Here is a 19,404-nt window from a genome sequence, read left to right as displayed (position 1 = left end):
ATTGCAGATGGAACAATTCCTGCATGCTGGTCCATTACCAGCCAATGCCTTCGGGCAGATGGGCAGTGGAGACAATGACCACCAATATCGCATTGAAGGTTGAAGGGCTTTACAAGGTCTTCGGTCGCAAGCCGAAAGACGCGGTCAAGCAACTTGAATCCGGGACACCGCGTGAGAAGCTGCCCTCGGGCAATACAGCGGCAGTCATCGACGCGTCCTTTGAAGTCAAGACCGGGGAGATTTTCGTTGTCATGGGCCTGTCAGGATCCGGAAAATCCACCCTGATCCGGACGCTCAACGGCCTGTGGGAAGCCAGTGCCGGCACCGTGAGCCTCGGCGAAGACATAATCACCGGGATGCAGCCGGCCAAGCTGCGCGCAGTGCGCCGCAAGCGCGTTTCGATGGTGTTCCAGCATTTCGCCTTGCTTCCGCACCGCAGCGTGCTCGAAAACGTCGCCTACCCGCTGGAGCAGCAGGGCGTGGGACGCGCCGAACGACTGGCCACCGCCGCCAAAACACTGAAGCTGGTGGGATTGGACGGCTGGGGCGAGAAGATGCCAAGCGAGCTCTCCGGCGGCATGCAGCAGCGCGTAGGCATCGCCCGCGCGCTATCGGCCGACACCGAGATCTTGCTCATGGACGAAGCTTTCTCCGCGCTGGACCCGCTGATCCGCCGCGAAATGCAAGAACAACTCGTGGAGCTCCAAGCCACCTTGGGCAAGACGATCGTGTTCATCACGCACGACCTGAATGAGGCCATGTTCCTCGGCGACCGCATCGCGGTGATGCGCGATGGGCGCATCGTGCAGATCGGCACTCCTGAGGAGATCCTCACCGATCCAGCCAACGACTACGTCGAGCAGTTCGTGCAGGACGTAGACCGCGCCCGCGTGCTCACCGCCGCCTCGGTCATGGTTCCTGGCCGCTCGGTGATCCAGGAAAACGCCGGCCCGCGCGCCGCCCTGCGGCAGATGCGCGACGCCGTTGCCTCGGCGGCCATCGTTACGGGCCGGGATCGCAAGGTTCTCGGCATGATCACCGACCGCGATGCGCTCAAGCTGGTGCGCCGCGGCGAAAGCTCGCTGAGCTCGAAGATCTCCGCGCTGTCCACGGTGGATGCAGACACGGCGCTGATCGACTTGTTCGTCCCGTCCGTGGAATCTCCCCTGCCCGTCACCGTCACCGATGCCGAGAACCGCCTGCTAGGAGTCATCCCGCGGGTGACCCTGCTGGCGGCACTTGCTTCCACCACCCCGCAGACCGAGGAAATCAGCGTGCTCGACAGCCCGCTGCCCAGCGACATCGTTGACGCGGTGCTGCAGATTGAACCGGAGAAGAACTAATGGACAACTTCCGCATCCCGATCGGCGACGTCTCCGAAGATGCCATCGACTGGATCATTGCCAATCTCGACGGCTTCTTCTCGGTGCTGCGCACGATCTTCATAGAGATGTACGACGGACTCTACCTGGTGCTCTCTACCCCGAGTTTCGCTGTGGTAACCATCTTGATCGGCCTGATCGCACTGCTGGCCCGCGGCTGGCAATTCATGCTCGGCGCAGTGCTGGGCCTGCTGGTCATCGTTGGCGTGGACCAGTGGGAAAATGCGATGAGCACCCTGGCGCTGGTCATCGTCGCCGCCTTCTGGGCCTTGCTGATCGCGCTTCCGCTGGGCATCTGGGCCGCGAAATCCGACGGCTTCTCGCAGGTTGTCCGCCCGGTGCTGGACTTCTTGCAGACCATGCCGGCCTTCGTCTACCTGATCCCTGCGCTGATGCTCTTCCGCGTCGGCGTAGCACCGGGCATCGTGGCCACTATCATCTTCGCGCTGGCCCCTGGCGTGCGCTTCACCGAGCTGGGCATCCGCTCGGTGGATAGCGAAGTAGTTGAGGCCGGGCAGGCTTTCGGCTCCTCACCGGGACGTATCCTGCGGCAAATCCAGCTTCCGCTGGCACTGCCCACCATCATGGCCGGCGTTAACCAGGTCATCATGCTTTCGCTGTCCATGGTCGTGATCGCCGGAATGGTCGGCGCCGGCGGCCTGGGTGGCGATGTGATCAGCTCGCTCTCCCGCCTGGACACCGCGCTGGGCGTGGAAGCCGGGCTGGCCGTGGTCATCCTGGCGATGATCCTGGACCGGCTGACCAACGCCTTCGGACGGCAATCTGGATTGTTCGCGCTGTTCGCCAAGAAGCGCAAGGCCGCTCGCACCGCAAGGGAGCAGCAGCTGGCCGCCTGAGGGCAACGCGCAACGAGCATGGGCGGAAGCTCGACTTCCGCCACCGGCTTCGGATCCCCGGGGTCGGACGGCGACTGGAAAGACCAGCGCCATGGAAAGGGATAGATCATGAATCGCACCATTATGAAGTTTGGCGCACTGGCCGCCACTGCGGCATTGGGACTTACCGCGTGCTCCAGCAGCGATGCCGGAGGCGAAGGCGACGCACAAGCGTCGAAGGAAGTAACCATCGCGGTCTTCAACGGCTGGGATGAGGGCATTGCCACCAGCGAACTGTGGAAGGCCGTACTGGAGGACAAAGGTTACGACGTCAACCTGGAATACTCCGACGTTGCCCCACTGTTCTCCGGACTGGCCTCGGGCGATTACGACCTGACCACCGACGTGTGGCTGCCGGTCACCCACAAGGACTACCTGGACAAGTTCGGGACCGATATCGAGGACCTGGGCGCCTGGAATGACGAATCCAAGCTGACCGTTGCCGTCAACAAAGACGCCCCGATCGATTCCCTGGAAGATCTGGCCGCCAACGCCGACAAGTTCAACAACAAAATCGTGGGCATCGAGGCAGGCGCTGGCCTGACTCGCACCATGGAGGAGTCGGTGATCCCTGATTACGGATTGGAGGACATGGACTTCGTCACCAGCTCCACCTCGGCCATGCTCACCGAGCTGAAAACCGCCACCGATGCCGGCGAGAACATCGTTGTGACCTTGTGGGAACCACACTGGGCCTACTCCTCGTTCCCGGTGAAAAACCTGGAAGATCCAAAGGGATCTTTGGGCAACACCGAGAGCATCCACAACTACTCCCGTGCCGGCTTCGCCAAGGATTTCCCTGAGGTTGCCGATTGGATGGGCGGCTTCAAGTTGAGCCTGGACGAGCTATACACCCTTGAGAAGCTCTTGTTCGTAGACAACGACACTGATGACTACGAGCCGCTGGTGCGCCAGTGGATGGAAGAGCACGCCGACATCGTCGAGCGCATGACCGCTTCCTAGTAAGTCTGGGGCTGCGGACCTCAATTGCAAAGGCCGGCGCCGGTCCAACTCATGTGGACTGGCGCCGGCCTTTGATTAATTAGACGCTGATTCGTTCAGGAGTCCAGCCCCTCCTTGGGGATCTGCAGCTCGTCACGATTCAGTTCCTCGACGTTGACGTCCTTGAACGTCAGCACCTTCACGGACTTCACAAAACGCCCTTGCCGGTAGATGTCCCACACCCACGCGTCGGTGAGGTTCAGTTCGAAGTAGACTTCCCCGGCGTTGCTCAGGGTTTTCACGTCCACCTGGTTGGCCAGGTAGAAGCGGCGTTCGGTCTCGACCACGTAATTGAACAGCCCCGCCACGGTTTTGTACTCGCGGTATAGCTGCAGTTCCATGTCGGACTCGTAGTTTTCCAGGTCGTCGGCAGCCATCACTTTGCTTTCTTTGTCGTGGCTTCACCTTGGGCCTGATCAGCACCCGAAGTCAAGTTCCAGCTCTTGCGGTGGTAGTCGCAGGGACCTTGGGCGACGATCGCGGCACGATGCGCGGCGGTCGCATAGCCCTTGTTGATCTCCCATCCGAAGTCCGGGTGCTCGGTCGCCAGCCCAACCATGATCACGTCGCGTTCGACCTTGGCCAGAATGGAAGCCCCGGCAATCGCCTGGCAGGTCATGTCGCCCTTCACGATGGTAGCCACCGGGATACGCAGGCCAACGGGCTCGCGGTCGTCGGCCAGGATATCGAACAGATCCGGTTCAGGCGCGGTTAGCCAGTCGTAGCTGCCATCCAGAAGTGCCGCTTCGGGCTGGATGGCGCACTGCACCATGGCCCGCGATCCAGCCAGGCGCAGGGCGCCAGTGACGCCGAGCTCATCGATTTCAGTTGCCGAGGCATGCCCCACGCCGTAGCCAACGGCCCATTGGCGCACTGGGTCAACCAGTGCCATCCGGGTATCCGGGCTCAGGAGCTTTGAATCGCGCAGCGCAGGGAATTCGGTGACCTGCTGGATATCTATCACGGTCATTCCGACGGTAATCGGACCAGCCAGCGCGCCTCGTCCCACCTCATCGACGGCAGCGATATAGCGGACGCCGTGCTTGGCGGCCAGGGCGCGCTCGTGTTCGAGTGTGGTTGCCTTGCTCTTGGAATCGGCCATGGAAAGGTACTCTACTTAGCTACTGCGTGCGGGACATTGGCGAAGACTTCTTCATGGGAGTCGATGGTGCCCCAGCGCGAAGTAGGCCACGAGATCACCGAAGCGCGGCCTTGGACGGATTCAATGTCGACGAATCCGCCTTGGCGATCGGCATGGAAGCGGGAATCCGCGCTGGCGCCACGGTGATCGCCCATCACCCAGAGCTTTCCTTCTGGGACGGTCACCTTGAATTCCATATCTGATGGGCTGTCTCCGTCATAGATGTACGGCTCGTCGATGGGCTCGCCATTGATCGTGATGGCACCTTCTGCGGTGCAGCATTCCACGGTGTCACCGGGCATGCCGATGATGCGCTTGACCAGGTACTGCTCATCGGCCGCTGGAAGCACACCGACAAACGAGAGCACATTTTGGAATGCGGTGGGGTACTCGGTCAGCGGTGGCAGCCACTGCTGGTCGTCACGGAATACAACGACATCTCCGCGTTCCAGCTCGAATGGGCCGGGAACCATGAGATTGGCGAAGATCCGGTCATCGACTTCCAAGGTGTGTTCCATGGAGCCCGATGGGATGTAGTAGGCACGGAAGAAGAAAGTCTTAATCACGAACGAGAGCAACAAGGCAATCGCGATGATGATGACAATCTCGCGGACGAAGCGCCATATTTTATAAAGCGGTCCCCTGCTTTGAGGATTCTCGGCTGATGCTGCGCTCACGATTCGATTAGTACCTTCCATGCTTGCGTCTGATCCCTATCTTACGTGCCAGCAAAGACCCAACTGATCATTGCTCCGCAACGGCCAGTTGCCCCTGGACCCAGCAATGGCCAGACCCGACGAAAGGGACTGGCCATTGCTGCGTATCTGCTCGTGCAGATATTCTTCTACTGTGTTGCTGCCGGCGTCATTATGCCACCGCTTGATTTGTAATCCACTGGGATGTCGCCAACGGGCTGGTCGGCTTCAATCAGCTTCTGCACTTCTTCAAGCTGGCTCTTGTCGACCGACAGGGTGATGCCGCCGGTTTCCGGGTTCAAGGTATAGGCGTGAATGGCGCTGCGTACAGGATTTTCCTGCTTGCCCTGCCACTTCATAATTTCCTGGATGGCTGAACGCAATTCTTCATTGCTGAACTGGACCAAGTGGCCTACCGCCCCTGCCGCTTCAATGGCGTCAAGCTGTTTCTCGTTGGTGGTTGAAACATTTAGCTGGCCATCCTTGACCCATCCCTGGACATATTCATCGCCCAGAGTCTCAGATAGTTGATCATTGATCTGCAACAGTTCGTCCTGGTCCACGGTGCTCCCATTTGTATTATCGGATTGCTGGGCGGATTCGGAGGCTTCGGCAGACGTAGAAGTCTGCGCACCCGGTGCGGGTTCCTGGCCGCAGCCGGTAAGCATCAAGGCGGCTATTGTGGCACTGGAGGCCAGCACCATGGGAGTGCGTGAAGTTCTAAACTGGAAATTCATAAATTACACCTCGGTGATATTCGCGCGGCCACTACGATCCTAGCTATGACACTAATACCCGATTCGTAGAGCAAGCACGGAGCTACATGTGTACCAAGTGAAAATGCCCCGCTACTTTTTCCAAAGTAGCGGGGCACTTTCAGCAGGAACTTGTCCTGCCGGGAAAGATTCCCTTAGCCTTGGCGACGTGCGCTGCGGCGGAACAGCAGGAAGGCTGCGCCGGCCAAGGCCATTGCGCCACCGGCGGCGATCAGCGGAACGCTGTTCGAACCGGTATCTGCCAGTGCGTCGTCGTCCTTAGGGTTTTCCTTCGGAGTAACCGACTTGGTTGGCTCATCGTCCTTCTGATCCTTTGGAGCTTCCGACTTGTCATCTTCGGTTGCCGAAGGCGAGGTCGATGGCTTCTCAGTTTCGTCCTCGGAAGGCGATGGCGACGTGCTTTCCGAAGGCTCCGCAGTCGGTTCCTCGGTAGGCTCCGCAGTCGGTTCCTCGGTAGGCTCCGCAGTCGGTTCCTCGGTAGGCTCCGCAGTCGGTTCCTCGGTAGGAGTCGAAGTTGGCTCCGCAGTCGGTTCCTCGGTAGGAGTCGAAGTTGGCTCCTCGGTAGGCTCCTCGGTAGGAGTCGAAGTTGGCTCCTCGGTAGGCTCCTCGGTAGGAGTCGAAGTTGGCTCCTCGGTAGGCTCCTCGGTAGGAGTCGAAGTTGGCTCCTCGGTAGGCTCCTCGGTAGGAGTCGAAGTTGGCGTTGGAGCTGCGATGACAACTACGTTCGCGTTAGTCGTTGCCGACTTGTCAAAGCCGTTCTTTGCCTGCACGGTGAAGCTGAACTCGCCTAGCTCTTCTGGCGCAGTAAAGGAGAACTTGCCAGCCTTAACGGTGACGGTGTCGATAACCTTGCCTTCAACGATGATGTCTACCTTGGTACCATCTGCTGCATTGGCAACAGTGCCGGTAATTGCATCGCCAGCTTCAACTTCCGTGCCGTTGTCCGCGGTAATCTGTGGAGCCGAGATGAACAGCTTCACAGCGTAATCCTTAACAGGAGTCTTTGCCTGAGCATCCACCAGTGAGGTGTAGAGAGCCACGCCTGCGCCGTAGGCGCTGTTGACACCGATTGCTCGTGTGCCTTGAACAACAGAGCCACCGGAGTCGCCTGGGAGAAGGGTGTTCCCCTCAGGGTTGGCACCGGTGTAGCCCCAAACGGTACGAACGCTTTGATCGGTCTGTTCGCCGTTCTCATCGTAGCCGCCGACGAAGAAGACGCCTTCTTCCAAAAGCTCGGAGCACTGCCAGCCGGTGGTTCGGCCGGAGTTGCATGCGGATTGACCAACGACACCTGCGCCAGCGCTGGTGATATTGATAGTCGCTTCACGCTCATCCACGCCAGCTGGCCACTTAGTGACTGCTGGATGAAGGTTTGCTGCTGGGTTGATAGCATCGATGACTGCGATGTCCGTGCCAATTTCCCAGTCGCCTGCTTCTTCAGGATTCCACGGGTGGCCACCGTTGCCAGCGGTACCAAACTGGCTAAACCCGAAGGTTCCAAGGTCAATGCCAATTGCCGAAGGCTTATTAATCGCGTCGTGTTCGAGGATGTTGACGTCTTTCATGGAACCGTCGGTGGTGCAGTGACCGGCGGTGATGACTGCGTCTTCACCCTCTGCGTTCCAAGCATTCAAACCCACGGAGCAGATGCCGAACGACCCGGAGTAATCTCCGTCAGCGGTCGTGGCGTAGCCCATGCCACCGTAAACATCTTCAAGAGCAGCTGGCGTGGCCGGCCCGCCATCCTTTGACAGCTTCAGCTTGGCACCGTCAAGGCGTTCGATTGCCTCTGTAAGGGAAAGCTCCGGGTGGTTGCTCTTCGAGGCGGATTCTGAAGCTTCGCTTGACTTGGTCTTGCTGGCTTCACCAGCACGAACAATAACCTGTCCGTGTTCATCAATGGTGACCGAGGTAAGTTCCTTCAGAGCCTCTGGTGAAGCAGTCTTCTTCAGCTTTTTCAGAACTTCGTCAATGCTCGAGACTTCTTCAGTTTCGAATTCGACAGCTGCGCTTTCGGTCGCTTTCTCCGTTGCTGAAGGCTCTACCGACTTCTTCTCAACCTTTTCAGCCTTCTTAGTGGCCTCGGTTGGCGCAACCGCGGCAGGAACAGATTCCTCTGCAGCTTCTGCGGTAGCAGTAGCAGTAGCCTGGACTACCTCCTCGCCAGCTACGGTAGTCTCAGCAGCTTCAACTTCGGCGATGACCTTCTTCGAAGCGCTCAGATCGCCCTTGCCAACCTGCACGACGACAACGCCGTCCTTGACAACAACGTTGCTGTCAATTTTGGCCTCGCGCAATGCAGTCTTAATGTCGCTGGCCTTGGCCGAAACCTTAGCTTCTGCCAAGTACTCTTCTGGGGTTTCGCCCAGGTCGCGTTCAATAGCTTCAGCCAGGCCAGTGGTATCCACTGAACCCGAAGTGTCGGAAACATTGTCGTCAGCCGTTGCAGGCGCAGATGGCGACTCGGAAGCCGTCGGCGCCGCTAGTGCCGGCATGAAGCTAGAGCCGACCACCAAGGCGGTCGCGGCTGCTGCAACGATGCCGCGTTGCGCAGTCTTCTTTTTTGGATGTGGCATTAATGCTTCTCCCAGATTTATGGTGCGAGTGCCCGCGCCGACCCTACCCCAGGACGTGCGCATAGGCACAGGTGTTGTTACCAAAATGAAACACTACTTGGTTGCGCCACTGTTTTTCAACCACCGAATCCAACGAAAATACAAATTCCACTTCCTGTTTGGCCTAGTCATAATACGATGAACCATTCCTATCAGGTCACAACTTACGCGTCAGTAGAGTTGGTTTAAGATTGGACTACTCTTTCTACACCCTAGTCAGCTTGGTGATATCTGAGTGCCACCGCACAATTTGCACATCATCTGCACAGCTTCAGGCGTGTCGAAATTTACGTTCGAAATAAAATACATGCGCATAGAAAAATAGCGCCGAATGGGTAGTTCTACCCATTCGACGCTAGCGAAATCTCTTTTTGTTTCACCGTGTCATTCGATCTCGGAACGCTGATCCAGTGGCCAGACTACGTGCGTGGCCTTGCCTGTGACGCGGTCTATGCTGATCATTCCTCCGCCACTGGCCCCGAGTAATGCTCGCGAATCCTTGGAAGTGGAACGGTGGTCCCCCATGACCCACAATCGGTTTTCGGGAACCGCTACGGAAAACTTCTGCTCGCTGGGCGCATCCCCGGCAAAGATGTACGGCTCATCTATCGGTTCGCCATTGACCAGAAGGCGCCCGTCTGCACTGCAGCACTCGATGGTGTCTCCGCCTACGCCAATGACGCGCTTGACGTACTTGTTGTTGCTGCCGGTGAGGCTGAACGCGTTGAGCAGATCATCGGCGAAGCTGGCTTTCGCGTAAGGCAGGAAGGATCCACGGCCGTCAAATACGATGACGTCCCCGCGCTGCGGTGCGCTTTCGGCGTAGGCCCTGCGGTCCACTGCGATGCTCTGGCCAGGGTTAAGCGTGGATTCCATGGAGTTCGACTCGATATGGAAGACGTCCATCACCGTGGCGCGGATCAAGATGGTGGCCAGCAGGCCCAGAATGATGGCGAGTACAGCGAAGCGCCAGACCCATGAAAAGGCCCGGCGCTTCGATGTTGCTCGCTCGGTGCGTGCAATCTGGTTCATAGAAGAACGCAGATTACTTCTTTGCGCCGAAGTCGCGCTTCTCGCGGATGCGTGCAGCCTTGCCGTGACGATCGCGCATGTAGTACAGCTTTGCACGACGTACGTCGCCCTTGGACACAACCTCAATCTTATCGATGATTGGGGAGTGAACTGGGAAGGTACGCTCAACACCGGTGCCGAAGGAAACCTTGCGAACGGTGAAGGTCTCGCCTACGCCGCGGCCCTGGCGACCAAGGACGTAGCCCTGGAAGACCTGAACACGGGAGTTCTTACCTTCGATGATGTTGACGTGCACCTTGAGGGTGTCACCTGCGCCGAAGGCAGGAACGTCAGAGCGCAGCGAAGCTGAGTCAACAGAGTCAAGAATATGCATGGTGCATCTCCTAGGATCAATGCCGCAGGTCACCGAATCCTCGTAGCGGGGTCCGACACCGGCCTAGGCCAGTGAAATCCCCGGAACGTTGTACCACCAATTGCCTCTAGCAATCGGTGCGGTGGTTTCCTATGGCTCGAACTTCCCCCTGCGGCAGGAGTCGAACAAAAACACACCAAGAAACAATTATGCCGTATCAGCGAAGCCGATGCGAGTCTGCCCGAAATGACTTTCAGGTGATGTTGGCCTCTTAGTCCTTTTCGGTGCCGGCCCCGGTGGCCCAGTCCAATTTGGACTTCGGGGTGATCTCACCGTCTACCAGCGCGAATCCGCTGTGCCACAGCGCATCGCGGTCGCGGCGGTTCAACGATTCGGCATCCAGCTGGGTGATCAGATCCGGACGGCGCACGGCGGTGCGCTTGATCTGCTCATCGCGGCGGAAGCGTCCCACGCGCTGGTGGTTGCCGCCCAGCAGCACCTCGGGAACGTCGCGGCCGCGCCATGAAGCAGGCTTGGTGTAGACCGGGTATTCCAGCAGTACATCGGAGTGCGACTCTTCGACCAAGGATTCGGGATTGCCGATGACTCCAGGGATCAACCGGGCGATGGCTTCCACCATCACCATGACGGCTACTTCTCCCCCATTGAGCACGTAATCTCCAATGGAGACCGGGATGACGTTGAAGTTCTCGTGCGCGTATTCGATAACGCGTTCGTCAATGCCCTCATAGCGGCCGCAGGCGAAGACCAGGTGCTCTTCTTCTGCCAGCTCGTAAGCCATCCGCTGGTTGAAAACAGTTCCTGCCGGCGATGGGACGATCAAGGTCGGCTTGGCGCCGGCAGCATTTGCCGGGCGCACCGAGTCAAGTGCCTGGCCCCAAGGTTCTGGCATCATCACCATGCCGGCTCCGCCGCCATAAGGAGTGTCATCGACCTTGCGGTGCTTGTCGGTGGCGAAGTCGCGCAGGTTGGTGACGTTCAGATCCAGGATGCCGTCTTCTGCGGCGCGTCCGATCAGCGAGAGCGAGAGCGGCTGCAGGTACTCCGGGAAAATCGAGATGACATCAAGACGCATGGCTTACTTGCTTCCCTCTTCGTCGTTTTCCGACTCTTCGCTGTTCAAGGTCAGCAAGCCTGCAGGCGGGGTGATGACCACGATGCCGGCTTCAGGGTCGATTTCCGGCACGAATTCGTCAACGAAGGGAAGGTAGATTTCCTGGCCTTCGGAGTTCTCGAACACCAGCAGGTCCTGGGCTGGGTTGGTGCGCAGTGCGGTGATGACACCGACCTGTTCGCCGTCGAGCATGACCTTCAGGTCGAGCAGTTCATGCTCGTACCATTCATCGGAGTCATCTTCTGGCTCTTCGGAAACGTCAATTTCCAGACGGGCGCCGCGCAGGGTTTCGGCCTGGTTGCGGTCGTTGATTTCCTTGAAGGAGAGCAGCAGGATGGTCTTGTTCCAGCGCGCGCTTTTCACGGTCAGCGTCTTGACCGGTCCGTCCACGACGATCAGTTCTTCACCGGAGGTGAAGCGCTCGTCCGGGGTGTCGGTCATAACCTGGGCGGTGACTTCACCACGGATGCCGTGGGGCTTGCCGATGCGGGCAACCTGCAATCGCATATTCTGCTGCTCTTTCTGCACTGTGTTCTGTGGCGGTGTGCCGGGAGACTGGAATAAAAATCTGGGGGTAAACACGAAAGGAGCTCCCGTCACTAGTTAGGACGGAAACTCCTTTCGTTTCGAAGCCAACTTAAAAGTCAGACCTCTAAGTTGTTTAGCCTCGGCGTCGGTCAGTGTCGATCACATCGACACGTACCGGCTCCTTGGCCAACGCTGCCAACACGGTGCGCAGTGCCCGAGCAGTGCGTCCCTGTCGTCCGATCACACGACCGAGATCTTCAGGGTTCACACGTACTTCGAGCAGGTCGCCGCGACGGGTGGACTTCAAGGCAACCTTGACGTCTTCCGGTTCTTCGACGACCCCGCGTACCAAGTGGTCTAGCGCATCAACGAGCACTGTTACTCAGCCTCGGTAGCTTCGGCCTCTGCTTCTTCAGCAGCTGGCTTTTCAGCCTTCTTGGTGATTGCCTCTGGGAGGATCACAGAACCCTTGTCCGGAGCAACGAATGCTGGCTTAGGCTCGGCAACCTTGTAGGTGCCTTCCTGGCCATCGATGCCCTTGAACTTCTGCCAGTCACCGGTGATCTTCAGCAGTGCGTGTACCTGCTCGGTTGGCTGAGCGCCAACGGACAGCCAGTACTGTGCACGGTCCGAGTTGATCTCGATAACCGAAGGGTTCTCGGTTGGGTGGTACTTACCGATCTCCTCGATGGCACGGCCATCGCGCTTGGCGCGCGAGTCCATAACAACAACGCGGTAGAAAGGTGCGCGCATCTTACCGAAGCGCTTCAGACGAATCTTTACGGCCACTTTTGTGGTCTCCTGTTTCTCAACATGGTCGAATCCGATTTTTAGCACCTGTGGGGCAGGCCTTACTTACCAGACTCTAAAAGGACAGGATTTATAGCGGAGAGAGGGTCCACTGCAAATCGAGTACCCTGCAATTATGCCAGAGAGCATGCGCGCTGGCCAACTCTATCCGGCACCGCGCGTCGAGCAATCATCATGAGCTTGCTCACCTTGGAAACCGCGCCGAGATGAAGCTCCTAGTATTAATTGTATGACCGTTCCTTCTGCTTTCCTGGCTTTCGGTGTCGTTGCCGCTTTGATGACATTGATTCCAGGTGTTGACACCGCGTTGATTCTTCGTTCAGCTATCACCCGTGGACGCGGTGAAGCGATGCTGGCTGCGCTGGGGATTTGCACTGGAGTGTTCGTTTGGGGCGTGGCCGCGGCCGCTGGCGCGTCGGCGATTCTGGCCGCTTCGAATCTGGCCTACCAGGTTTTAACCTATGCCGGTGCAGCCTACCTGGTGTTCCTTGGCGGGCAGATGATCTACCGGAGCCTGCAGAAGAAGCGGTCGCCGGCCGCCCGGATCCCGATGCCGCAAAGCAGTTATCGAACTTACCTGACTGGGCTGGTGACCAACGTGCTGAACCCGAAGATCGGCGTCTTCTATATCGCGGCGATCCCGCAGTTCACCCCGGCGGGCACCAACGCCCTGCTCATGGGCATGGGGCTATCGGCGGTGCATGTTGCACTGACTCTGGTGTGGGCAGTGGCCTTGGTGTACGGGGTTCGGATCGCTGGCCGCTGGCTGGGCTCAGCGAAGTCGGTGTCCTGGATGGACCGGATCACCGGGACGGTGCTGATCGGTTTCGGGCTGAAGGTGGCGCTCTCGCGCCCATAGCTTCTTTCCCAAGCCGGCAGGTGGAGCAGTTCATGGTTCCGGTGCTCAGGCGGCCACCGGAACACTATTTCTTCGCGGTATTTGCAGCGGATCCAGATGCTTGGGCAGCATGATGTGTGCCAACCCTCCGACGGTGACCAGCCCAATCAGGCCGGCATGGATTGCATGATGGTGCCGTCGGCACAGACAACTGCCATTGCGCACAGAGGTGCATCCGCCTCGTTCCCACCAATTGTCGTGGTGGTATTCGATCATTTCCGGTGGCGCGGTGCATCCGGGGACGATGCAACCACGGTCGCGGGCGAAGATCGCGCGTTTCATGGCGTCCGTGAAGAAGCGTTCCTTGCGTCCGACATCCAGCGGTTGCCCGTCGGGGCCGAAGACCACCCGGTAGATCTCGCCTTGGCAGATCAGTTGCGCGGTGTCCACGGAATCCAGGTTCAGCCCATGCCCGGTGGTGGCGCGCAGCTTGCTTGCCTCGCGAAGATCCTGCAGGTCGCTCAGCTGGATGAGCATGCCGATCTTCGGGGTAATGCCATTGGCAGCCTTGCCGGTGGAACGTCGCCTAAGTGCAGCCATTAGTGCATTCAACCGTCGCTGGGCCACGGGTACTTCCCCATCACCAAGCAGGGACGAATCCAGGTTCCTCGAAGGGTTTGCTTCGCCTGCGCCGTGCGCTGGCTGTTCAGCTTCAGGCTCTTCGGCTGACTGCTGCCCAAAGAATGTTCCTCGGTCTTCTCTGGCCCACGGCGGTGGCGGCTCCTTGCTGCTGAACAATTCATCGACTGCAGGATCCCCGGCGTTCTGGCCCGGTTGCGCTTCACCCTGACTGCCGCTTTCCTCCGCCCCGTAATCCATGTCAACGCCATCCGATGATTCGCCTGAGCGGGCCGCTTTGCCGGCGTTGGTGCGCGGGTTATCCGCCTGGGCCAGTGTGGAGCGGAATTCTTCTCGCTGGGTGCCGGCGACATACAGCTCGTACTTGTCGCAGTCACCCACCGTTCCTCGGGGGTAGATTCCCGGTTCGGGGTTTCTGGTTTTCTTGCGGGCCTTGCGCTGGGTAGCAAGCAGGGCGGCGAGTTTGGATTCACGGGTGGCCCGGTCTGGTTCTTGGAGCAGTTCCGCGGCGAGGTGTTCCAGAAGCTGGCCTTGTTCATTGCTGGCGGTAGGTTCCAGCGGCTGGCCTTGGAAGCAGGTGTCTGCAGGTTCGAATTTATCCAGTGCGCGGGCGACACGGGCAACGAGCCGCGGGTCCAGTGCTGGCGCCTGCGTATAGAGCGTGGCCAGCTGGTTCATGCGCGGCGCGATGGTGCTGCCATCCATCAGGCGGCGGGCGATGAGCAGGTGCGCATCGCGCACGCGGTTCTGCCCTTCATGGGAATTCAGTCCCAGCCAAGTGGCCAGAAACTCCCCGGTGTTCTGATAGTGGGCCCGTCCTGAATGCTGGCGGGCGCCAACGGCGAAGCTGCTGCGCGATTCGGCGACCGCCACCAACTCTTCATCCTCCAGCATGTGGGCGCCGGTGGATTCCAGGTGGATGGCGCTGTGCAGTTGTTCCCTCAGGGTGTAGCGGTAGATGGTTTCCACCAGCCTTGCGTGGGCCGCCGCCACCCGCGGGTCATCAATCTCGCGCAGGGACACCGAGAGCTTGACCAGCAGTGCGCAGCAAGATGCCATCAGCTCAAGTAGCATTTGGGCCGCTGCGCGCGGCAAAGACCCGGTCAGGGCCTCGCGCAGAGTCTGGCTCGCGGCAACTAGCTGGTGGATGCTCATGGACCAACCATGGGTCCAGTGACCATCTGCCAGCTGAAGCAAGCCGCCGAGTGTGGATAACCTGCTAGCCGCGTTGGCGCACCTTGGATTGGCGGATCACCAGGAAAATCAAATACGGCGCACCAATGACCGCGGTGGCTACCCCTGCAGGCAGGATCACCGGGAAGGCGCGGGCCGCAACCAGGTCGGCAAGCAGCACGAAGATCGCCCCGATCAATGCGGCGTGGGGCACCGGCGGGATGGTGCCCCGGGCCACCAGCCGCGCGGCATGCCCGCTGGCCAGCGCGACGAAGGCCAACGGACCGGCGATCACCGTGGCGGCGATGGCCAGCAGCGAGGCCAGCGCGAGCATCAGCACGCGGTCGCGTCCCAGGTTCATGCCCAGTGCGCGGGAGGTATCCGAATCCAGGGCCAGCACTTCGCGCTGGTTGCGCAGCAGCATGGCAAGAATCAGTCCGGGCACGATGATCGCCGGGGCAATGGCCAGATCGGCCCAGGAAATCGCGTTGACGGTCCCGGCCAGCCAGGTCAGCGCCTGCTGGGCGTTGTAGATTTCGCCCAGGGTCAGCATCCAGGAGGTCAGTGCGGCGCACAGCCCGCTGAAGCCCAGGCCCACCAGCACCAGCCGGTTGCTTTCCAGTGAACTGCGCCAGACCAGGGCGAAGACCAAGGTGGAAACCATCAGTCCGCCCAGGGTGGCGGCGATGGGCAGTCCGTAGTGCACCAGCAGCTCGGAGCGTCCGCCGGTGTGCACGCCGATCGCCAGGACGGATACCGCGCCCAGGGCCGCGCCGTTGGTCACCCCGAGGACGTCGGGGCTGGCCAGCGGGTTGCGTGCGACATTCTGAGTCAGTGCGCCAGCGACGCCGAAGCCTGCCCCGGCGAGCACTGCGGCTACGCTGCGCGGCAGGCGGAATTCGAGGATGGCCAATTCGGTGCGGGCATCGGGGGCCGCGCCGAAGAGCGTAGCCACCACATCGCCCACTGGGATCGGAGTGCCTCCGATGGCCAGGTGCACGCAGAACGCGGCGAAGGCGACGGTCAGCAACAGCACGCCGGTGGCAAGGGTGCGCTTGGCGCGCAGGGCCGAAGCCGATGGGTGCATCATCTGGGTGCTCATACGGTGACCGCCTTGCGGCGCCGGGCCACATAGATGAAGAATGGTGCGCCCAGCATTGCGATGACCACGCCTACGGGCAGTTCCCCGGGGCGGGCCAGCATGCGGCCCAGCACGTCGGCCACGCACAGCAGCAGTGCACCGCATAACGCGGAGCCGGGAATGATCCAGCGGTAGTCGGCGCCGAAGATGCGCCGCGAAATGTGCGGCACCAGCAGGCCCAGGAAGGCGATCGGACCGGCCAGGGTGACCGCCAGCCCGGAGAGCGCCACGATCGCGGCCAGTCCCAGGGATCTGGCATGCAGGGCGGTGATTCCCAGGCTGCGCGCGGAGTCCTCGCCCAGGGTCAGGGCGTTCAGCCCGCGGGCATTGGCCAGGGCCAGCACGGTGCCGGCCACCAGCAGCGGCCACAGCGACAGGAAGGATTCGTAGCCTTGGACTACTGAGCCCACCTGCCAGAAGCGCAACGTCTCCAGTGCCGCTTCGCTGAGCAGCACGATGGCCGAGACTACCCCGGCGCACAGTGCGGTGACCGCGGCGCCCACCAGCAGCAAGGTGATGGGCGATCCCCCGCGCCCGTCGATGCGCCCGATGCCGAAGACCAGCAGGGCCGCGGCCAGCGCCCCGCCCAGGGCCAGCAGCGCTTGGGTCCAGGCTGGCAGTGGTCCGGTGAATGCGACGACCGAGACGATCGCCAGGGCCGCACCCTGGTTGATGCCCAGCAATCCGGGTTCGGCGATCGGGTTGCGGGTATGGCCCTGGATCAGCGTGCCGGCCATGCCCAAGGCGGCCCCGGCGGCCAGCGCGGTGACGGTGCGCGGCCAGCGGATCTCGCGGATCGCGATATCGGAGACTTGCCCGTCGGGAGCCAGCAGTGCGTGGCGCAGCTCGGCGAAGCTGGAGGTGGTGCTGCCGATCCACAGGCTGATCCCGATGGCGGCGCCCACGCCGGCGGCCAGGATCAGCAGTGAGCTGATGCGCGGTGTCATGCGGTCGATAATCTGGGGCCTTTCTCGGTCCGCGAGGTGTGCGGCGGGTGCGTGCGGATGATGCGAATCGTTTATGTCGCAGGGACTTGACCTCGGTGGCAGAATCCGTGCTAGTGTTCTTCTCGCGCACTCAGCTTACCCTTACCTAAATAGGTCGAGCAAAATTACATCGCGCGATAAATAGTAAATCGTCTTCACGGAAAGCACTCGCATGCAATCGCCTCGCATCCTCGCCCTCACCGCCGCCTTAGCCGCGGCCTCGTTGGCCCTGGCCTCCTGCGCAAGCTCGGCTCCAAGCACTGAGCCGGCGCCATCCGCCGGCACTTCTGCACAGGAAGATGCCAACTTCCCGGCCAGCATCAAGCATTTCCGCGGCACCACCGAGCTGGCCCAGCGCCCGCTGCGTGTGGCCGCACTGGACCCTTCCTACGTGGATGCCACCATCCTGCTGGGCGCCGAACTGGTGGCCTACACCGAATACCGCAAGGGCACTAACCCGTTCCCCGAATATCTCGGAGATACCTCTAAGTTCACCGATGAGGCCGTAAACGTCGGCACCATCACCGAGCCGGACCTGGAAAAGCTGCTGGCCGCCGAGCCGGACGTGATCATCTCCGCCGATGTGCGCCAGGGCGCCATGTACGACCAGCTGAACAAAATCGCACCGACCATCTTCTCGGAGTCCACCGGACCGACTTGGAAGGAGAACGTGGTGCTGCTCGGCGAAGCGCTGGGCAAGAAGGAAGCAGCTGAAGAGGCGGTAGCCAGCTATGAAGCCCGCGCCGCAGCGGTGGGCAAGGAAATCCTGGAAACGAAGCCGGAAACCACCTACTCCCTGCTTCGCTTCGCTGGCGAGGACACCGCCCGCTTGTACGCCACCGATTCCTTTATCGGTGAGATCATGGTCGACATGAAAATCCCGCGCCCAAAGGATGCGCCGGACACCACCGAGTCCATCTTCGTGCCGCTGTCACCCGAGGAAATCCTCAAGGCTGACGCCGAAGTGATTTTCCAGTCCACGTGGGCTCCCGAGGGAGCCGAAGGCGATGCCTCGCGCGCGCAGGAACAGAAGTTCACCTCCAACCCGTTGTGGGAAAAGCTGGAAGGCGAAGTCATGCAGGTCGATGACTCCGTATTCCTTTCCTCGGTGTCGTTGCAGGGCGCCAACGAGGTCATCACCCAGGTAGCAGAGCACTTCGAGGTGGACGCGCAGCTGCCATAGGCTGAGCTCGAAAAACCTCATTAAACGAGTTCGAGTCCCTGACCCGGCGTAATTCGCCGTAGGTCAGGGACTCGAACTCGTTATCCGGCCCTCAATAATCGGGGGCCGGTGTCAATCTGTGGTTATCTGGCAGTCTTGCGCACTGGCTCGATAACGCTCTCTGCGTGCTTCAGCCGCTTCTCAGCGCGCTTCTCCTTGATGCTCTTGCCAGGTTTTTTCGCTTCGCCCTTACGTGGGGATTTGCTCGACATAACGTGCCGTCCTTTACCGGAGACGCTAACGGCCTCCAACAAATTTGGGGAAAGTACCCCATAACCTGAACCATAGGAAGTTTTGCGCAGAAGAGCAAGGTGCAGCGCACCTATTCCCGCCGGCATCTCACCAAGATGGTGGAAGTGGACGTGTGGTTGCCGTGCGCTGCTTTTGCGGCGAGTCCTGGACTGAGCACAACAAGAGCATCGAGGAGCAAGGAAACAGGACCATGAATGCACTGCAACCGCCAACACTGTCCTTCTTTGCTTCCGTCACGGTTCAGGTTGGCGAAGCGATCAGCATCGGAACCACCATTGTTGGCGAGCGCAGGGTGGTGCCGATTACCGGTGGCACCGTGCTGGGTGAATGATTCACCGGCAAAGTATTGATTGCAGGGGCGGACGTCCAGCTCTACCCGCTGGGCACGACAGCGTACTTGAAAGCGATGTATATCTTGGAGCGGGAAGATGGTACGCGCCTCTTTGCCGCTAACCAGGCTCTGCGCACCGGCTCGGCCCGGGATCTGGCCAAGCTGGTGGGCGGAGAAGAAGTTCCGGCGCAGAACATCTAATTCTGCTTCTCCCCACGTAGTACCGCACCGGTGGACAGCGATTTCGCATGGGTCAACCACAAGGTGTTTATCGGTACCGGCCGGCGCCTGCCAGATAGCGTGCTGCTCGAATTCTTTGCCTTGGATCAAGAACCGGCATCATAAAGCGAGTTGAGAGCAACACAACGGCCCACGCCCAGCCCCTGCCTAGCTTCAGCCGGTACCCTTTTGGTGGGAGTCGGTATTACCACTTCTTGAAGCGAAACTAACTTCCCCGT

At 60.2% G+C, this 19,404-nt stretch carries 20 protein-coding genes and 1 pseudogene; 6 read left to right on the top strand and 15 right to left on the bottom strand.

What is annotated here, in order from left to right; genetic code table 11:
* Positions 1–74: 74 nt before the first annotated feature.
* From AARI_RS08375 to AARI_RS08365, 3 genes are all read left to right on the top strand, one after another.
* On the top strand, positions 75–1,343 hold the full coding sequence (locus AARI_RS08375; RefSeq protein WP_013348874.1) for a quaternary amine ABC transporter ATP-binding protein: 1,269 nt from the start codon (positions 75–77) through the stop codon (positions 1,341–1,343).
* Positions 1,343–2,239, top strand: a complete 897-nt coding sequence (locus AARI_RS08370; protein WP_013348873.1) for an ABC transporter permease — start codon at positions 1,343–1,345, stop codon at positions 2,237–2,239. The genes AARI_RS08375 and AARI_RS08370 overlap by 1 nt, the downstream gene beginning before the upstream one ends.
* Positions 2,240–2,347: 108 nt before the next feature.
* Positions 2,348–3,241, top strand: a complete 894-nt coding sequence (locus tag AARI_RS08365) for a glycine betaine ABC transporter substrate-binding protein (RefSeq protein WP_013348872.1) — start codon at positions 2,348–2,350, stop codon at positions 3,239–3,241.
* Positions 3,242–3,336: 95 nt separating this feature from the next.
* On the opposite strand, the gene AARI_RS08360 is transcribed toward AARI_RS08365, so the two are convergent.
* From AARI_RS08360 to rpsP, 11 genes are all read right to left on the bottom strand, one after another.
* Positions 3,337–3,657, bottom strand: a complete 321-nt coding sequence (locus AARI_RS08360) for a DUF2469 domain-containing protein (RefSeq protein WP_013348871.1) — start codon at positions 3,655–3,657, stop codon at positions 3,337–3,339.
* Positions 3,657–4,382 carry a ribonuclease HII gene (locus AARI_RS08355; protein WP_013348870.1) on the bottom strand — a complete coding sequence of 242 codons (726 nt, stop codon included), beginning with the start codon at positions 4,380–4,382 and terminating at the stop codon, positions 3,657–3,659. The genes AARI_RS08360 and AARI_RS08355 overlap by 1 nt, the downstream gene beginning before the upstream one ends.
* Before the next feature lie 11 nt (positions 4,383–4,393).
* The gene (gene lepB / locus AARI_RS08350; protein ID WP_231849462.1) at positions 4,394–5,098 is read right to left on the bottom strand and encodes a signal peptidase I; all 705 of its coding nucleotides are present in this window, start codon (positions 5,096–5,098) and stop codon (positions 4,394–4,396) included.
* Positions 5,099–5,265: 167 nt separating this feature from the next.
* Entirely contained in the window at positions 5,266–5,853 is a 588-nt protein-coding gene (locus AARI_RS08345; protein WP_013348868.1) for a hypothetical protein, read from the bottom strand.
* A 173-nt stretch (positions 5,854–6,026) separates the two neighbouring features.
* On the bottom strand, positions 6,027–8,468 hold the full coding sequence (locus AARI_RS08340; protein ID WP_013348867.1) for a trypsin-like serine protease: 2,442 nt from the start codon (positions 8,466–8,468) through the stop codon (positions 6,027–6,029).
* Between the two features lie 423 nt (positions 8,469–8,891).
* On the bottom strand, positions 8,892–9,539 hold the full coding sequence (gene lepB / locus AARI_RS08335) for a signal peptidase I (protein ID WP_013348866.1): 648 nt from the start codon (positions 9,537–9,539) through the stop codon (positions 8,892–8,894).
* 13 nt (positions 9,540–9,552) lie between these two features.
* Positions 9,553–9,912 (bottom strand): 50S ribosomal protein L19, encoded by a 360-nt coding sequence (gene rplS / locus AARI_RS08330; RefSeq protein WP_013348865.1) that lies wholly within the window; start codon positions 9,910–9,912, stop codon positions 9,553–9,555.
* 250 nt (positions 9,913–10,162) lie between these two features.
* The gene (gene trmD / locus AARI_RS08325; RefSeq protein WP_013348864.1) at positions 10,163–10,987 is read right to left on the bottom strand and encodes a tRNA (guanosine(37)-N1)-methyltransferase TrmD; all 825 of its coding nucleotides are present in this window, start codon (positions 10,985–10,987) and stop codon (positions 10,163–10,165) included.
* A 3-nt stretch (positions 10,988–10,990) separates the two neighbouring features.
* Positions 10,991–11,533, bottom strand: a complete 543-nt coding sequence (gene rimM, locus AARI_RS08320) for a ribosome maturation factor RimM (protein WP_013348863.1) — start codon at positions 11,531–11,533, stop codon at positions 10,991–10,993.
* A 154-nt stretch (positions 11,534–11,687) separates the two neighbouring features.
* Positions 11,688–11,930 (bottom strand): RNA-binding protein, encoded by a 243-nt coding sequence (locus tag AARI_RS08315; RefSeq protein WP_013348862.1) that lies wholly within the window; start codon positions 11,928–11,930, stop codon positions 11,688–11,690.
* Between the two features lie 2 nt (positions 11,931–11,932).
* Positions 11,933–12,343, bottom strand: coding sequence for a 30S ribosomal protein S16 (gene rpsP / locus AARI_RS08310; protein WP_013348861.1), 411 nt, complete (start codon positions 12,341–12,343; stop codon positions 11,933–11,935).
* 250 nt (positions 12,344–12,593) lie between these two features.
* On the opposite strand from rpsP, the gene AARI_RS08305 reads away from it, so the two are divergent.
* Positions 12,594–13,223 carry a LysE family translocator gene (locus AARI_RS08305; protein ID WP_013348860.1) on the top strand — a complete coding sequence of 210 codons (630 nt, stop codon included), beginning with the start codon at positions 12,594–12,596 and terminating at the stop codon, positions 13,221–13,223.
* Positions 13,224–13,268: 45 nt separating this feature from the next.
* Here the strand turns inward: AARI_RS08305 and AARI_RS08300 are convergent, their stop codons facing one another.
* From AARI_RS08300 to AARI_RS08290, 3 genes are all read right to left on the bottom strand, one after another.
* On the bottom strand, positions 13,269–14,996 hold the full coding sequence (locus tag AARI_RS08300) for an HNH endonuclease signature motif containing protein (protein WP_013348859.1): 1,728 nt from the start codon (positions 14,994–14,996) through the stop codon (positions 13,269–13,271).
* Between the two features lie 64 nt (positions 14,997–15,060).
* The gene (locus tag AARI_RS08295) at positions 15,061–16,116 is read right to left on the bottom strand and encodes a FecCD family ABC transporter permease (RefSeq protein WP_013348858.1); all 1,056 of its coding nucleotides are present in this window, start codon (positions 16,114–16,116) and stop codon (positions 15,061–15,063) included.
* A complete protein-coding gene (locus AARI_RS08290) occupies positions 16,113–17,102 on the bottom strand; it encodes a FecCD family ABC transporter permease (RefSeq protein WP_013348857.1) in 990 nt (329 codons plus the stop codon). The genes AARI_RS08295 and AARI_RS08290 overlap by 4 nt, the downstream gene beginning before the upstream one ends.
* A gap of 211 nt (positions 17,103–17,313) precedes the next feature.
* On the opposite strand from AARI_RS08290, the gene AARI_RS08285 reads away from it, so the two are divergent.
* A complete protein-coding gene (locus AARI_RS08285; protein WP_013348856.1) occupies positions 17,314–18,324 on the top strand; it encodes an ABC transporter substrate-binding protein in 1,011 nt (336 codons plus the stop codon).
* Positions 18,325–18,446: 122 nt separating this feature from the next.
* Here the strand turns inward: AARI_RS08285 and AARI_RS20275 are convergent, their stop codons facing one another.
* Positions 18,447–18,575, bottom strand: a complete 129-nt coding sequence (locus AARI_RS20275; protein ID WP_013348855.1) for a hypothetical protein — start codon at positions 18,573–18,575, stop codon at positions 18,447–18,449.
* A gap of 230 nt (positions 18,576–18,805) precedes the next feature.
* On the opposite strand from AARI_RS20275, the pseudogene AARI_RS20415 reads away from it, so the two are divergent.
* A pseudogene (locus AARI_RS20415) lies at positions 18,806–19,147 on the top strand (DUF3237 family protein).
* The last annotated feature ends 257 nt before the right edge of the window (positions 19,148–19,404 follow it).

It is taken from the genome of Glutamicibacter arilaitensis Re117, from assembly GCF_000197735.1.
In the GTDB taxonomy this organism is placed as follows: Bacteria; Actinomycetota; Actinomycetes; order Actinomycetales; family Micrococcaceae; genus Glutamicibacter; species Glutamicibacter arilaitensis.
This window is presented reverse-complemented; position numbering and strand designations above follow the sequence as displayed.

Excerpts from the sequence above, each read along its gene's own strand:
- AARI_RS08365 (WP_013348872.1), top strand. The coding sequence starts at position 2,348 with ATGAATCGCACCATTATGAAGTTTGGCGCACTGGCCGCCACTGCGGCA.
- AARI_RS08290 (WP_013348857.1), bottom strand. The coding sequence starts at position 17,102 with ATGACACCGCGCATCAGCTCACTGCTGATCCTGGCCGCCGGCGTGGGC.
- AARI_RS08370 (WP_013348873.1), top strand. The coding sequence starts at position 1,343 with ATGGACAACTTCCGCATCCCGATCGGCGACGTCTCCGAAGATGCCATC.
- AARI_RS20275 (WP_013348855.1), bottom strand. The coding sequence starts at position 18,575 with ATGTCGAGCAAATCCCCACGTAAGGGCGAAGCGAAAAAACCTGGCAAG.
- AARI_RS08355 (WP_013348870.1), bottom strand. The coding sequence starts at position 4,382 with ATGGCCGATTCCAAGAGCAAGGCAACCACACTCGAACACGAGCGCGCC.
- trmD (WP_013348864.1), bottom strand. The coding sequence starts at position 10,987 with ATGCGTCTTGATGTCATCTCGATTTTCCCGGAGTACCTGCAGCCGCTC.
- AARI_RS08340 (WP_013348867.1), bottom strand. The coding sequence starts at position 8,468 with ATGCCACATCCAAAAAAGAAGACTGCGCAACGCGGCATCGTTGCAGCA.
- AARI_RS08345 (WP_013348868.1), bottom strand. The coding sequence starts at position 5,853 with ATGAATTTCCAGTTTAGAACTTCACGCACTCCCATGGTGCTGGCCTCC.
- lepB (WP_013348866.1), bottom strand. The coding sequence starts at position 9,539 with ATGAACCAGATTGCACGCACCGAGCGAGCAACATCGAAGCGCCGGGCC.
- AARI_RS08305 (WP_013348860.1), top strand. The coding sequence starts at position 12,594 with ATGACCGTTCCTTCTGCTTTCCTGGCTTTCGGTGTCGTTGCCGCTTTG.
- AARI_RS08300 (WP_013348859.1), bottom strand. The coding sequence starts at position 14,996 with ATGAGCATCCACCAGCTAGTTGCCGCGAGCCAGACTCTGCGCGAGGCC.
- AARI_RS08295 (WP_013348858.1), bottom strand. The coding sequence starts at position 16,116 with ATGAGCACCCAGATGATGCACCCATCGGCTTCGGCCCTGCGCGCCAAG.
- AARI_RS08360 (WP_013348871.1), bottom strand. The coding sequence starts at position 3,657 with ATGGCTGCCGACGACCTGGAAAACTACGAGTCCGACATGGAACTGCAG.
- rplS (WP_013348865.1), bottom strand. The coding sequence starts at position 9,912 with ATGCATATTCTTGACTCTGTTGACTCAGCTTCGCTGCGCTCTGACGTT.
- rimM (WP_013348863.1), bottom strand. The coding sequence starts at position 11,533 with ATGCGATTGCAGGTTGCCCGCATCGGCAAGCCCCACGGCATCCGTGGT.
- AARI_RS08285 (WP_013348856.1), top strand. The coding sequence starts at position 17,314 with ATGCAATCGCCTCGCATCCTCGCCCTCACCGCCGCCTTAGCCGCGGCC.
- AARI_RS08375 (WP_013348874.1), top strand. The coding sequence starts at position 75 with ATGACCACCAATATCGCATTGAAGGTTGAAGGGCTTTACAAGGTCTTC.